The sequence below is a fragment of the Lichenifustis flavocetrariae genome (genome assembly GCF_026130545.1).
GTDB lineage: Bacteria > Pseudomonadota > Alphaproteobacteria > Rhizobiales > Beijerinckiaceae > Lichenihabitans > Lichenihabitans flavocetrariae.
Map to the genome: position 1 here is coordinate 22,824 of NZ_JAMOIM010000031.1, position 13,120 is coordinate 35,943.

The following is a 13,120-nucleotide window of genomic DNA, read 5'->3' on the forward strand; positions in this document are numbered from 1 at the left end:
GCGATGCCCGACCACCATCATGATCACACGCACGATCACCCGCATGCCGAGATCAGCCAGACTGAAAGGCCTGGGTATTACGAGATCATGGAAACGGCGGTCCGAGAACTCCTCATCGAGAAGCGGCTGATCGGAGCAAACGAGATCCGCCGTCAAATCGAGGTGCTGGATTCGCGCACGCCCGCGCTTGGCGCCAAGGTCGTGGCGCGTGCCTGGGTCGATCCGGCGTTCCGATCCCGACTGCTCGCCAACGGCAGGGCTGCCTGCGAGGAACTCGGCCTCAGCTTCTATGATGACACCGGCCTCATTGTTCTCGAGAACACCGACACGGTTCACAACCTGATCGTCTGCACCCTGTGTTCCTGTTATCCGCGGCCGGTCCTGGGGCTTCCGCCAGACTGGTACAAGCTGAAGCCATACCGGGCACGGGCGGTCTCGGAGCCACGGGCCGTGCTGGCGGAGTTCGGAACGATCATCCCCGACGACGTGCAAATCCGCGTCAGTGACTCGACCGCGATGGTTCGGTTCCTTGTGCTTCCGAGGCGACCAGAAGGCACCGAGGATTATACGGAAGAGCAGCTGACCGATCTCGTCACCCGCGATGCCATGATCGGCGTAGTGCCCGTCACCTTGGCTGCCGAGAGAACCGCGCCATGAATAATTCCGAACAGCTGCTCCGGCGTCTCCCCAACGACATTGGTGGCCTGCCGGCCGATGCCATCGATCGCACCGAGCACGCGCTCGAACCCTGGGAAAAGCGCTGCCACGCGCTGGCCGACGTCCTTGACTTCCACAAGATCATCAACACGGAGGAAAAGCGACGAGGCGTCGAGGCGCTCGGCGCCGAGATGATTGGCAAACTCACCTACTATGAGCGCTGGATCGCGACCTTCGCCAACATCCTCTTTCAGAAGGGAATCCTCACCCCCAGCGACCTCGCCCGCAAGATGGATGAGATCGAAGCACGCACCTGACCGGCCTGTCGGCTCTGCCTTTCCCACCATGGTTTCCCCCAACCACCTGGACTCGAGCTATGACCATCAACCGATCCGACGAGCGTCAGCCCGGAGCGCACGACCGGGCGACCGCTCCCGCCAGTTCGTTGCCATCCCCACTGTTTCGTTTTCAGCAGGGCGACTTCGACGTCACGGTCCTGAGCGACGGGTTCATCTGGATCCCAGACGACATCCTTTTGTCCGACGGATCCGCCGAGCAACGGGCTTCAATCCTCCCCCGCTTGGACGCGCGCGACGGCATGGTGAGACCAAAAACCAACATTCCCCTGATCCGAAAGGGCGAGGATGTAGTCCTCATCGATATCGGCGCCGGACACCTGTATCAGCCCTCGGACGGCATGCTGGCTGACAATCTGAAGCGGGCGGAGATCGATCCGAGTACGGTCACCAAGGTCGTGTTTTCGCATGCACATCCCGATCACATCTGGGCCACGCTCGATGAGCACGGCAGCCTGCGCTACCCCAATGCGGAGTATTACATCGGCGCGGCGGAGTGGGAGTTCTGGATGGATCCGGACTATCTCACCAAGATGCCGCCAGCGCTGCACGAGTTCGCGCGTGGCGCCCGGCGCGACCTCGAAGCGGTCAAGCAGTGCTTGGTCATGCTGAAAGCGGGCGACGACGTCGTCACGGGTCTACGTGCTTTAGACACGCCGGGCCACACGCCAGGGCATCTCTCATTCGAGCTGGCGGGCGGCGATGGGCTCCTCATCGCGGTGGATGTAGCCAATAACGAGGTGGTGTCGTTCGAGCATCCGGATTGGCGGTTCGGTTACGACACAATCCCTGAGCTTGGGGTCCGCACCAGACGGCGGCTGCTTGATCGAGCTGCAAACGAGCGCACGAAGCTGCTTGGCTATCACTGGGGGTATCCGGGGCTGGGCTTCGCCGAACGTCACGGGGAAGCGTTCCACTTTTCGCCCGCGATCTGACGGGCATCGGGCCTTCTTCCCTGCATATCCCCTAATCCCCGCTCCGTTGTCCTCGGCTTGGCGGATTGGATCCTCATCAACCAAACGCGCCGCATCAGGCCAGGAGACGTCGCCATGGGTCGACTGCAAGGCAAGGTCGCCGTGATCACCGGTGCCAACAGCGGCATCGGCCTGGCTTCCGCGAAGAGGTTCGCAGCTGAGGGCGCTTTCGTCTTCATGACAGGGCGTCGAAAGGCAGAACTCGACGCAGCCGTCGCGGGCATTGGCATGCAGGCTCGAGGAATCCAGAGCGATGTCTCCAAGCTGGCCGATTTAGACCGGCTGTTCGACATCATCCGCGCTGAAGCGGGGACGATCGACGTGCTCTTCGCCAATGCCGGGGGCGGCGAATTCGCACCGCTGGGCGCTATATCCGAACAGCACTTCGATGAGACATTCCAGACCAATGTGAAGGGCACGCTGTTTACGGTCCAGAAGGCGCTTCCGCTCCTGAAGGATGGCAGTTCAGTTATCCTGACGGGGTCAACGGCCGCGACGACGGGCACACCCGCTTTTAGCGTCTACAGCGCCAGCAAAGCGGCCATCCGCAACTTCGCCCGCAGTTGGATCCTTGATGTTGCACCCCAACAGATCCGCATCAACGTTCTCGTCCCTGGCGCCACATCGACACCCGGCTGGCATGACCTCGCCACGTCGGACGAAGCCCATGAGCAGATGCTTAAGTTCGTTGCATCGACGACGCCCTTGGCCCGTCTTGGCGCGGTCGATGAGGTCGCCGCTGCTGCGTTGTTTCTGGCCTCGGACGAAAGCAGCTTCGTTACAGGAAGCGAACTCTTCGTCGACGGCGGCTCTGCACAGGTCTGATCACCGACGGCACAGACGCATCCAAGCATGCGCGGCGCATAGAACCGAGGAAATCATGTTGATGACAGCCCACGTTGAGAAGACGGCCAGACTATTCGTCGCCGCGGTTGTCGCCGCGGTGGTTCTCAGTTTCTCGCAGGCGCAGGCGGCTTCGGGGAAACCGACGATCTTTCTCGTACACGGTGCTTTTGCGGATTCGTCGAGCTGGAATGGCGTCGTTACTCGCCTCCTTGCCGACGGTTATCCTGCGGTGGCGGCCGCGGTTCCCCTTAGGAGCGTCAAGGGTGATGCGCGTGCCCTGACGAGCCTTCTCGCTTCCATTCCTGGACCGGTGGTTCTCGTCGGGCACTCTTATGGAGGTGAAGTCATATCGGTCGCCGCAGAAGGCCGCGGCAACGTGAAGGCGCTCGTCTTTGTGGCAGGTCTTGCCCCGGACGTTGGCGAAAGCGCAGCCGATCTCGGCAATCGTTTCCCGACCGGCACCCTGGGTTCGGCCCTCGACGCTCCTGTCACTCAAGCCGACGCTGAAAAGGATCTCTACATTCAGCAGGCCAAGTTCTGGAAGCAATTCGCCGCAGACGTGCCGGAGGGTGAAGCCAAGACGATGGCCGTGGCTCAACGTCCGATCACTGAGGCCGCACTGAACGAGCGTGTGGCAGCTGCAGCGTGGAAAACGCTGCCCTCCTACTTCATCTACGGTTCGCTCGACAGGAACATCCCGGCCGCGCTTCACGCCTTCATGGCAGGCCGTGCGCATGCAAAAGAGTCGGTGGAGATCGCAGGCGCCTCGCACGTCGTTATGATCTCCCACGCGCCAGAGGTCGCAGCCATGATCGAGCTTGCGGCCTCGTTGCCCTGACGCATGCGGCAGTTTCTGCCGGGAGGCTGCCCGCGCCTGAGACTTATACTGCGCAGACAAGTCGGGATCTCTCGGCCGAAGTGAGATGCTGGCCCCGTTGCTTGGCAAGGTAGGCCAGTTCGATTGTGTTACGGATTGAAGGGTCGATGTATGAGCGATCGCATTCGCGAAATCCTTGTTCCTCTGCCCTTCTCAGACACGTTAGACCGGTTGTCGGCCGCCATCCTAAAAAGCGGAATGACAATCTTTGCCACTATCGACCACGCGGCAGGGGCTCGACAGGTCGGCTTGCACATGCCTCCAACGACAGTGTTCATTTACGGCAGTCCAAAGGGCGGCACGCCGGCGATGCTGTCCGTTCCAAATGCGGCTCTTGACCTTCCACTGCGCGTCCTCGTCCGAGACAGCGGGAACGGAGAGACAGTGATCGCTTTCCATCCCGTCGGGACGATCCTCCGAACCTTGGGAGTGCCCGAAGAAAGTGCTTCACGGCTGGAAACAGCCCAGAACCTGCTCATGGACGGGGTGCTGTCTTGAACAGAAGGGCCGGATCTACCGCATACAAGCTCACGAGAAAATCATGACGCGTCTCATCACCCCCTTTGGATTTCGGTCGACGGCCGCAGAAGTTGCGAGCGGGATAGATCTCACCGGCAAGCGGATCATCATCACGGGCGGCGCGGCCGGGATCGGCTTGCAAACCGCAAGCGTGTTGGCGAATGCAGGAGCCGAAATCACGCTGGCGGTTCGGCGCCCGGACGCCGCGCAATCGGTTGTCGAGGACCTGCGCCAGGCCACGGGCAATCCAGCGATTGAGGTTCGGCAGCTTGATCTATCGGACCTCCGCTCGGTGCAATCCTTCGTGGATGATTGGGCTGGCTCGCTCCATGTGCTGATCAACAATGCGGGCATCATGGCCGTGCCGGAGCTTTTGCGGACGTCGCAGGGCTTCGAACTTCAATTCGGCACCAATTACCTCGGTCACTTCGCGCTGGCGTTGGGGCTGCACCACTCTCTCGCAGCTTCGAACGGCGCGCGCGTCGTTTCGGTGAGTTCGAGCGGACACTTTTTCTCTCCTGTCATTTTCGACGATATTGGCTTCGACTTCGTGCCCTACACGCCCATCGGGGCCTATGGGCAATCGAAGTCGGCGACCGCGCTGTTCTCGGTCGGGATTACGCAACACTGGGCGAACGATGGCATCGTTTCGAACGCTCTCAACCCCGGCGCGATTGCCACTGGACTTCAGAAACATACCGGTGGTCTGAAAACCCCCGTCGAGCGTCGCAAAACGCCTGAACAGGGCGCCGCTACATCCGTCTTGTTGGCAGCATCGCCTTTGTTAGACGGCATAAGCGGTCGCTATTTCGAGGACTGCAACGAAGCGGAAGAAGTCGCGAAGCGTCCAACTGACTTCACCGGGGGTTATGCAGCCTATGCTCTCGACCCCGGCAATGCCGCCAGGCTCTGGGATGTGTCGCAGCGGCTTATCGAGGATCACCACAGCCGCAAGCGGCTTCCCGCTCATTGACGAAACAAAGAAATGAAATGTCGGGACATCTAAGGTTGCCCCATCTTAATGAACGGCTTTCAGCTTGCGGATTAGGGCTCGTTCAGGGCTACTTTTCCTTCGGCTTCATAGGCGACCAGTAAGCGGTAGCCCAGACCTGAATGCAGGCGGATCGGGTTGTACCAGCCTCGGGATCGCATGCTCCTGCCGCCGAGCGAAACGCACGAGGAACCGACCATGATGAACATCACGCGCCGCGCTCTGCTGGCTGGTGCAGGCGCCCTCGCCGCGACCGGCTCGGTGGTCCGAGCAAGCACCGTTCGAGCATCGGAAGCCACCTCGACCGTGCTGACGGCGGGACGCAGGACGCTCGATGTCAACGGGCGTCCGGCCAGCGTTTTCGGTCTGCGGCAACCCGACGGCACGGCGGGCCTCTTCACCGAGGTCGACGTGCCGTTCCGCGTGACCCTCCGCAACGAGATTGGCGTCGATACGCTGGTCCATTGGCATGGGCTGACGCCGCCCTATCGTCAGGACGGTGTCTCCGGCATATCAGGGCCGCCGATCCCGGCCGGCGCGTCGGCGCGATACGACTTTCCGCTCGCTTTTCCCGGCACCTTCTGGATGCATTCCCATCAGGGAATGCAGGAGCAATCCTTGCTGAGCGCACCGCTAATTATCCGACCAAAGGGCGGCATCGGAGATCGCCAAGAGGTCGTGATGCTGCTGCACGACTTTGCTTTTCGTGCCCCGTCGGAGATCTACGCCGGGTTACGCCATCCGAAGGCAGGGGACAAAGGCGGGTCGGCCGGCGGCACGAGCGAGATGGTGGGGATGCACAAGGCGTCCGCGCCCAAGATGTCAAGGGATCTGAACGACGTCTCCTATGACGCCCTCCTGGCCAACGATCGCACGGTCGCCGATCCCGACGTCGTCCGGGTCGAGCAGGGCGGCCGCATTCTACTCCGCGTCATCAATGCCGCCGCCTCCAGCAATTTCCTCATCGATCTCGGCGCGCATAGCGCGCTCCTCGTAGCGGTCGATGGTCATCCCGTCCAACCCGTCGCGGCGTCCGCCTTTCCGGTCGCGGTGGCCCAGCGCATTGATCTCGAGATTCGGCTCGATGCGGGCCCATCGGCCCTTCCGGTGTTCGCGACCCTCGAAGGCGAGGCCAAACGGAGCGCGCTGCTCCTCGCAACCGCCGCCGGGACCATTCCGAAACTGGCCATTCTGGCCGCGGCGAAAGCAGCACCCTTGAACCTTAACCTGGAGCGGCGTCTGCGCTCGATCGCGCCGCTCCCGCGCAAGGCGGCCGATCGCACGCATCGCGTCGATCTGACCGGCGACATGTCAACCTATGTCTGGAGCCTGAACGGCGTCACCTATGGGCAGGATTCGCCGCTGATGGTCGCCGCGGGCGATCGCGTCGAGTTGGTGATGACCAACAAGACGATGATGGCTCACCCGATGCACCTACATGGCCATGTGTTCCAAGTCGTCGCGATCGATGGACAGCGCTTCGATGGCGCGATGCGCGACACGGTCCTGGTGCCCCCGAAGTCGGTCGTGACGGTCGCCTTCGACGCCGACAATCCCGGCCACTGGGCGTTTCACTGCCACAACCTCTACCACATGGAAGCGGGGATGATGACGACTGTGCACTACGAGGGCACCTGGTGACCTGTTACGGAACAACGCTCATTTACGGCCCGGACAGGCGGCTCTTGTTGTCGGCGTGAGGAGGCACCCAAAATCTCTGGATGCGCTCGATGGAGCAGGCCCCAAAACTCGCACACAGACCATCGTCGCGTTGCCTTGGATACGGTAGTCCGCCTTACAAGGAACCGGCGAGAGTCCGAAAGCTCCGGTCTCGCCAACGCATGAGAGCGTCTGAACTCTACGGTGACGCTGGGTCCCGGTCCATTGCTCTGACCTCGGCATCGGTTGAGCGTGCGTCGTAGATCGAGCGCCGTTCGATGGTGCGTGAAACCAACGTCGCCGTGGCGACGCCGAGCAGCAACGGGACGATGAAGGAGCGGTCGCGTCCGGTTAGCTCCATCATCAGCACGACGGCCGAGATCGGGCCGTGCGTCGTGGCGCCCAGCACGGACTCGCCACCGACGAGCGCGAATTCTCCCGCCGGAACGCCGGCCACAGCCAAAACCAGGCGTGCCCGAGAACGCCGCCAAGCAGCGCCCCGAGCGTCAGCGACCGCGTGAACAGCCCCGCCCGGCGCGGCATTGCCAAGGCAGAGGAATGTCGGGATGGGTTTCAGCGACAGGAGCGCGAGCAGCGTCGCGAACTGCACATTGCCCAGGAAGCCGAGCTCGGAAACGTCCTTGCCGTTGCCCAGCAATTGCGGAAACCAGATCGAGACCACCCCGCGCCCACCGAGCGCGATGGCCAACACCGCGAGGCGCTGACAGCCTTTTGGATTGTGGTGGTCGGCCCAGGCGATCGCCCGGACATAGACGACCGAAACCACGCCGGCAATCGGCCCGGCGAGCACCGCCCAGACCGAGATCGATAGCGGGGCGGGGTAGTCGGGGATCGGATAGGTCACGGCATCGGGCAGGACCGGCCACGAGATAGCCGTTGCGATGAGCGAGGCCATGATCGCCGGCAGCACCAAGCGCAGCGAGAGCGCCCCGCGCATCACCTCGAGGGCGAACAGCGCGCCGCCGAGCGGAACCCCGTAGGCCGCCGCCATCCCGGCGCCGGCGCCGCAGGCGACCAGAAGCCGCCGTCGCTGGTGGACAGGCCAGCGCGATCGCAGAAGGCATTAGCCGCCACGGCACCCGCCTGCTTGGGAGCCCCCTCCCGCCCGAGTGAGGCGCCCATGCCGACGATCACGACCAAGAGCATCTTGCTGCCCAGCGTGCGCAGTGACGGCAGTCGCTCCGCGTGAAACCAGATCGCGGCGGTGATGTCGATGCCGTTGCCGCTGCAGAGGCGCGTGAGGACGAGCTGCCCGGCCCCCGTCACCATGCTGGCCCCGAGCAGGACCAGGATGTGCCGCAACGCCCCCGCGTTGCCCGCAGCTTCGAGCAAGGTTCCAGGATCGGGCCACATGACGTGCTGCACCAGCCGCAGCAGGCTGGTCAGCGCCACGGCGGCGAAGCCCGTCGTGACACCAATGAGCGCCACCACGATCCAGAACGCGGCGGCGCCGGCTTGACGCAGCGTCGTTGGGACTTCCTCGCGAGCGGTTGGATGATCCAATAGATCGACATGACTTCTCACGCGGCGAGAGCGCCACAATCACAGGACCGCGTGCCGGCGGCGCACCAGTGTGTCAATGCCAGTCTCGCCCCGGGAACGGCGGCATAGCCACATGTCCAAGGTTCGCCACGGCGGGTGGGGTTCACGTGGCGTAAGCCAACCAGCCGGCTTCAAAGCGATGACCTCCGTTTCTGAACGTTTGCCTGGGCAATCCAGCACACCCCAGGAGCCTAGGTCTGTCTCGCACTTTTCGGATGCAATAAGATCTTCAGCGAATGTCGGCTCAATGTGATCCAGGCTACAAACCGGACATTCTCCTTTCGGCCAAGCTTTCCCGTTCGCGGCCAATCAGCTTCAGCTAAAGCAGACCTCCCCGGCATCGTCGTGTCGGCAGGTGTCACGCGAACTCGGCTGACGATCTCTGGCTGCGGTCAGTGACGATCACGAGCCAACACTCGAATCTGGCCGGTAGCGGCCGTCAGTAGCCTCAATTGGTGAGACATGCCGGTCTGGAAGCCGTGCAGCCTCGCACGTACGTCGCGTGACGTCGGGCTGCCCGGAATGAGCTGCAGAGACGTCAGCGAGATCCGTCGCGAGATCTCCCCAAGAGCTTGGGATCGATTTGGGATTTCAATTTTGATTTCCCCCTTCTCAAGTTCAACAAGGATATCACGTCATGGCCAACAATAATTGTAAGCTCTCGCCAACGCCCGCTCTGAACATCGATCTCCTGGCAGGGATCCGTCAGATGTTCACACCCAATGAGATCGAAGTCATCGCGACCGCCTTGGCGGGATCTCCTCCGACAGAGGCGATGACCTTTGGAGAGATGTTCCGCCGCAGACTTCGCACGAGCAGCCTTCTTCAGTCGATAGTGCGCCGCTGGCGTCTCGATGTCGGCACCCTGGTCGACAAGTTCGCATGTGCGACGCCCGAGATGCTCATCGAATTGGGGAGGGCGGTCGAAGCCTGGTACGACATCTGCCATCGGGAAGGTCTCTACCCTTGGGGCAGATCCTCGGAAGTCGTCTTGTCACGCGTTGGCTTGCACGCGGTCACAGGACCGGCGGCCTGGGGCTTCGCGGTTGCGATCCATCAGTCCACGTCGAGCGAGTTCGTCCTGCGGGATAGCCCGGGTGCGATGGACTTCGACACCATGCCGGATGTCGCGTCGCTGGCCCATGCCGTGCTGGAGCAGCACCGGGACTGGATGACGGATCCTGATGGCGCGTATCGGCTCGTCACCCAACTCGCGAAGCTGACAGGGCACCGGTACTTCCGCCTTGATGCCCGCCTGGGTCGCCCCATCCTGACGGCGATCACCACCTCGGCTCTGGCGCACGACTTGGCCGATGGCAGCCTTCGGCACCTGTGGCTGCAAGGCGTTAACGCACCTCAAAGCGGGACGTAAGACGTCCTACGCCAGCTGGGATTGAGCACCTGCCGGTCCTGGAGCGAGAGAGATCTCGCTCCAGGAGATCGCGGGCGGCTCCTCGCAATCCGGACCATATCGCGAGACTACCCTGCCTTCTCGCGCCCCACCGTTGCGCCCCACCGATCAATGCCCCGTCGGGCCTTCGCGCCAGAGCGAAAGCGGATGACACGATCCGCGTCACTGCTGCAGCGGCGGTGATTGGCATTTCTCTCAAGCCTCTCAGTTCTTTTGGGATTTCGATTTGATTTCCCCCTTTCAACCTTCAACCATCAAGGATGACACTCAGATGACCGACACCAATCGTAGGCTCTCGCCAGGCGCTCAGCGGGTCCGTGAGCAGCGCCTCGCGCTTCTCGACGCCCATCGCTGGCCGCAGTTCGGAGGCACCGCGCTCGACCGCAAGCCGCCGCCCGTCTTCGCTGCCGGACGCGATGAGCAGCCACACGGCAGCGCCTTTCTCGGGATCATGCGCTGCACCGGCACAGATCGGATCGGCGCCCGACTGCACCATCCGGTGCGCGTGATCTCCGAGATGATCGCTGCCCATCCGGTCGCTCACCTGCGCGCCATCAACGCAGTGCGCTACGGCGAGACCTATCTCGAAGACACAGGTGGGTTCGGCCTCGCCACATCGGGATGGGACGACTGGACCCTGGAGCCGATCCCAAGCGACACGCCGGTCGCACCGTACAGCCCCGTGACGATCGCGGCTGACGTCCTCACCGTGGCGCTGCCACCCGGCCTGACGGTGCGCCAGTTCCATGCCGCTGTGACGCGCGCCATCAAAGCCACGGCGTTGCACCTCTATGTGCGCACCCGCTCCGGCGAAGACTGCTGCACGCTGAGCGTGACGTCCCCGGAAAGACTCTGCCGCGCCACCAACGATCCGCTGGCCGGCGGGGGACCCGTGGAAGATCTTCACCTGGTCGATCCGCAGCACGACCTGCGTCGACTGATCCGGGTGGTGGAGAATGTCGTCGCCACGGCGGCAAAGGCATCGCCGAGCGGACCGAACGCAGGCTGAGCGCGATCTGACGGTCGGCAGCCAGGCGGCAAATGAGTCAGGTGGCCGACGTCGCAGACGACTGTCGGAACAGCCGGATCTCACCCGGCAGCTTGGCAGGCGGAGCCTGCCCCTCTGACAGCGCGACCAAGGCCTTTGTCCCTCGCGCTGTCAGGTCCGAACACACAGGAAAGAAGGCGTCCTGCCTTTTTGAAGCTTCAGAGTTTTTTGCCCCCGTTCTGAAGCTGGCGCAGCCGAGATCAACCAAGACGGCGCGAGTGTCCCCGCGGGGCCGAGACCCACCCATGACCATAATCTATGATGCAAACTTGCGTTTGCCCGATGACGCACGCGCCATGACCGAAACGCTCTGGCCGCGCTGGCTCGCTGACCTCGACCGCTACGACGGCCGGGGGACCGCGGTGACCGACCCGACCGAGAAACTCCAGGTTCGGCTCAGCCTGACCGCGACCGCGCTGTTGCTGGCCGCTCTACCGGCAAGCCAAATCGATGACCTGCGGGCCAAGACACTCGTTGCGGCGTGGCTGCGCACGAACGATCTCGGCGACAATACGCTCGAGATGGTCGAAGCGGCCATCACGGCCGACATGGCCCGCCTGCAGCCCGTGGACGACCTGCTGGTCTGAGACGGTTGCAGCAGAAGGGCAGGGTGGAGCGGGCTCGATCCGCGTGGCGGCCCAACGCCGATCCTGGGTGATCCCGACTTCGATCATCACGATGCAAGTGTCCGCTTCACGGTCAGACTGTCTTTTTCTCCCCCCTTCTTGACCTTCTCACCAACAACCCGGCCGACGCGCGCTGCGCCGACCGGATCGCAGCTCCCTCCACACAACACAATCCAACCCTGCAAAGGAACGTACCATGAACATCAAATCATCGACCGCTCTCTCATCCTGGCGTGTCGTCAGCGCCGACGAACGCAGCACCTGCGAGCGCATACGACTTGCCGCCCCGCCGGTGGACACCGCCCTGTTTGCCTCCGGGCTGATCGTTCCGTCGCCAACCAGAGGGGGAGGGCGCTCGCCTATTTGGTGAGCTCCTCCGGCTTGACACAGATTCATGACAACCCCTGCGTCTTCAAATACGGCGCCACCTGCGCATCGACGATCGAAGCACGCCGATCCTGAGTGATCCGACTTCGATCATCGCTGATGGGGACCTCTGCTTAACGGGCAGGTTTTTCTCTCCCCCCTTTTGACTTTCCACCAACAACCCGGCCGACGCGCTCTGTGCCGACCGGATCGCAACTCCCTGCACCCAGCAAAACGCAACTCATCAAAGGAACATAACATGAACACGCAGACCTCTAACGCCCTCGCATCCTGGCTGGCGCTCAGCGCCAACGATCGCACCGCCTTCGAGCGCGCCCGCTTGGCCTTGACGGCAGCCGCGCCGCAGCCCTCACTCGAGCCCGACGCGGCTCCTCCTCAGGCCCCGGCGACGCGCGAGAGCGAGCCTGTCACACAGCGCATCGCGCAGCCGCAGCAGCTCAGCCTGCTGCCGTTGCCGCCCAGCGCAAGCCCGCGGCGCGGCCGCCTGGCACCTCCGCCAGTCGACACCGCCCTGTTCGCCTCCGAGGCCTATCGGGCGATCGCGGGCGGCGGTGGAACGGCTTTGGCGTATGTCGCGGGCTGCCGCGGCATGGCGCAGATCTACGAGGAGATTCACACCACGTTCTACAAGGCTGGATCGACCAGCGCCTCGGCGATCGCCGCGCGGATGCGCAGCTTGAACGACGCGGGCTACGCCTCCTATCGCCGGCTCGGCAATGAGGTCGTGGCCGAGCCTGAGTTCGACGGCTGGAGTGCCGCCAGCCTGCCGCTGCATGGTCCCCGGCCGCCAAATAGCCCAGTCACGGGTCTTGGCAATGCGCTCCAGGTCCTTCTCCCGGCCGGCATGACCCACGAGGCCTTCGACATCGCCCTCACCGAACACCTGTGGTCGGTGTCCTTAGCAACCATCGCGGCGAAGCCGGCCTTTCGCCTCACATGCATCGGTCGCGGCTTCGATATCGGTCGCCTGCAACGCTTCACGCTGAAGCAGGACAAATCCGGTTTCAAGGCGGCCTGCGAGCTCGTGCGTCTGTCGCCACGCTGGGAGGCCGATGCTTTCGCGGATCTCATCGAGGGCATCATCGCCGACTTCGTGCTCGCCCGCTCCCGTGCTCGCAACCCGAGCCCGATGAGCCGCCACGCCATCGAACGCTGAGCGCGTGCCGGGGCGGCGGTCCCTCGTGATCGCCGCCCGGCCCGCCGGGC

At 63.3% G+C, this 13,120-nt stretch carries 14 protein-coding genes; 12 read left to right on the forward strand and 2 right to left on the reverse strand.

The features are described from left to right. Positions 1-3 precede the first annotated feature (3 nt). The 8 genes from M8523_RS27560 (at position 4) to M8523_RS27595 (ending at position 6,861) form a co-directional block, all read left to right on the forward strand. A complete protein-coding gene (locus M8523_RS27560; protein WP_282588090.1) occupies positions 4-657 on the forward strand; it encodes a nitrile hydratase subunit alpha in 654 nt (217 codons plus the stop codon). Next, complete coding sequence (locus tag M8523_RS27565) at positions 654-974, forward strand: SH3-like domain-containing protein (protein WP_282588091.1); 321 nt, start codon at positions 654-656, stop codon at positions 972-974. The genes M8523_RS27560 and M8523_RS27565 overlap by 4 nt, the downstream gene beginning before the upstream one ends. 59 nt (positions 975-1,033) lie before the next feature. Then, the gene (locus M8523_RS27570; protein ID WP_282588092.1) at positions 1,034-1,948 is read left to right on the forward strand and encodes an MBL fold metallo-hydrolase; all 915 of its coding nucleotides are present in this window, start codon (positions 1,034-1,036) and stop codon (positions 1,946-1,948) included. A 114-nt stretch (positions 1,949-2,062) separates the two neighbouring features. After that, positions 2,063-2,812: an SDR family NAD(P)-dependent oxidoreductase gene (locus M8523_RS27575; protein ID WP_282588093.1), complete on the forward strand. Its 750-nt coding sequence runs from the start codon at positions 2,063-2,065 to the stop codon at positions 2,810-2,812. A 61-nt stretch (positions 2,813-2,873) separates the two neighbouring features. Next, positions 2,874-3,671, forward strand: coding sequence for an alpha/beta fold hydrolase (locus M8523_RS27580; RefSeq protein ID WP_282588094.1), 798 nt, complete (start codon positions 2,874-2,876; stop codon positions 3,669-3,671). Between the two features lie 150 nt (positions 3,672-3,821). Next, positions 3,822-4,208: a DUF302 domain-containing protein gene (locus M8523_RS27585; protein ID WP_282588095.1), complete on the forward strand. Its 387-nt coding sequence runs from the start codon at positions 3,822-3,824 to the stop codon at positions 4,206-4,208. A gap of 43 nt (positions 4,209-4,251) precedes the next feature. Next, on the forward strand, positions 4,252-5,202 hold the full coding sequence (locus tag M8523_RS27590; protein ID WP_282588096.1) for an SDR family NAD(P)-dependent oxidoreductase: 951 nt from the start codon (positions 4,252-4,254) through the stop codon (positions 5,200-5,202). A gap of 216 nt (positions 5,203-5,418) precedes the next feature. Next, a complete protein-coding gene (locus M8523_RS27595; protein WP_282588097.1) occupies positions 5,419-6,861 on the forward strand; it encodes a multicopper oxidase family protein in 1,443 nt (480 codons plus the stop codon). Positions 6,862-7,078: 217 nt separating this feature from the next. On the opposite strand, the gene M8523_RS27600 is transcribed toward M8523_RS27595, so the two are convergent. Beyond that, positions 7,079-7,891 carry a chloride channel protein gene (locus M8523_RS27600; RefSeq protein ID WP_282588098.1) on the reverse strand — a complete coding sequence of 271 codons (813 nt, stop codon included), beginning with the start codon at positions 7,889-7,891 and terminating at the stop codon, positions 7,079-7,081. Then, the gene (locus M8523_RS27605) at positions 7,837-8,424 is read right to left on the reverse strand and encodes a chloride channel protein (protein ID WP_282588099.1); all 588 of its coding nucleotides are present in this window, start codon (positions 8,422-8,424) and stop codon (positions 7,837-7,839) included. Before M8523_RS27605 ends, M8523_RS27600 begins: the two co-directional genes overlap by 55 nt. Positions 8,425-9,151: 727 nt before the next feature. On the opposite strand from M8523_RS27605, the gene M8523_RS27610 reads away from it, so the two are divergent. From M8523_RS27610 to M8523_RS27625, 4 genes are all read left to right on the forward strand, one after another. Beyond that, the gene (locus tag M8523_RS27610; protein WP_282588100.1) at positions 9,152-9,814 is read left to right on the forward strand and encodes a hypothetical protein; all 663 of its coding nucleotides are present in this window, start codon (positions 9,152-9,154) and stop codon (positions 9,812-9,814) included. Between the two features lie 310 nt (positions 9,815-10,124). Next, a complete protein-coding gene (locus M8523_RS27615) occupies positions 10,125-10,862 on the forward strand; it encodes a hypothetical protein (RefSeq protein WP_282588101.1) in 738 nt (245 codons plus the stop codon). Between the two features lie 284 nt (positions 10,863-11,146). After that, entirely contained in the window at positions 11,147-11,488 is a 342-nt protein-coding gene (locus M8523_RS27620; protein ID WP_282588102.1) for a hypothetical protein, read from the forward strand. Positions 11,489-12,152: 664 nt separating this feature from the next. Continuing rightward, a complete protein-coding gene (locus M8523_RS27625; RefSeq protein ID WP_282588103.1) occupies positions 12,153-13,070 on the forward strand; it encodes a hypothetical protein in 918 nt (305 codons plus the stop codon). Positions 13,071-13,120 lie beyond the last annotated feature (50 nt).

Excerpts from the sequence above, each read along its gene's own strand:
- M8523_RS27560 (WP_282588090.1), top strand. The coding sequence starts at position 4 with ATGCCCGACCACCATCATGATCACACGCACGATCACCCGCATGCCGAG.
- M8523_RS27565 (WP_282588091.1), top strand. The coding sequence starts at position 654 with ATGAATAATTCCGAACAGCTGCTCCGGCGTCTCCCCAACGACATTGGT.
- M8523_RS27570 (WP_282588092.1), top strand. The coding sequence starts at position 1,034 with ATGACCATCAACCGATCCGACGAGCGTCAGCCCGGAGCGCACGACCGG.
- M8523_RS27575 (WP_282588093.1), top strand. The coding sequence starts at position 2,063 with ATGGGTCGACTGCAAGGCAAGGTCGCCGTGATCACCGGTGCCAACAGC.
- M8523_RS27580 (WP_282588094.1), top strand. The coding sequence starts at position 2,874 with ATGACAGCCCACGTTGAGAAGACGGCCAGACTATTCGTCGCCGCGGTT.
- M8523_RS27585 (WP_282588095.1), top strand. The coding sequence starts at position 3,822 with ATGAGCGATCGCATTCGCGAAATCCTTGTTCCTCTGCCCTTCTCAGAC.
- M8523_RS27590 (WP_282588096.1), top strand. The coding sequence starts at position 4,252 with ATGACGCGTCTCATCACCCCCTTTGGATTTCGGTCGACGGCCGCAGAA.
- M8523_RS27595 (WP_282588097.1), top strand. The coding sequence starts at position 5,419 with ATGATGAACATCACGCGCCGCGCTCTGCTGGCTGGTGCAGGCGCCCTC.
- M8523_RS27600 (WP_282588098.1), bottom strand. The coding sequence starts at position 7,891 with ATGGCGGCGGCCTACGGGGTTCCGCTCGGCGGCGCGCTGTTCGCCCTC.
- M8523_RS27610 (WP_282588100.1), top strand. The coding sequence starts at position 9,152 with ATGTTCACACCCAATGAGATCGAAGTCATCGCGACCGCCTTGGCGGGA.
- M8523_RS27615 (WP_282588101.1), top strand. The coding sequence starts at position 10,125 with ATGACCGACACCAATCGTAGGCTCTCGCCAGGCGCTCAGCGGGTCCGT.
- M8523_RS27620 (WP_282588102.1), top strand. The coding sequence starts at position 11,147 with ATGACCATAATCTATGATGCAAACTTGCGTTTGCCCGATGACGCACGC.
- M8523_RS27625 (WP_282588103.1), top strand. The coding sequence starts at position 12,153 with ATGAACACGCAGACCTCTAACGCCCTCGCATCCTGGCTGGCGCTCAGC.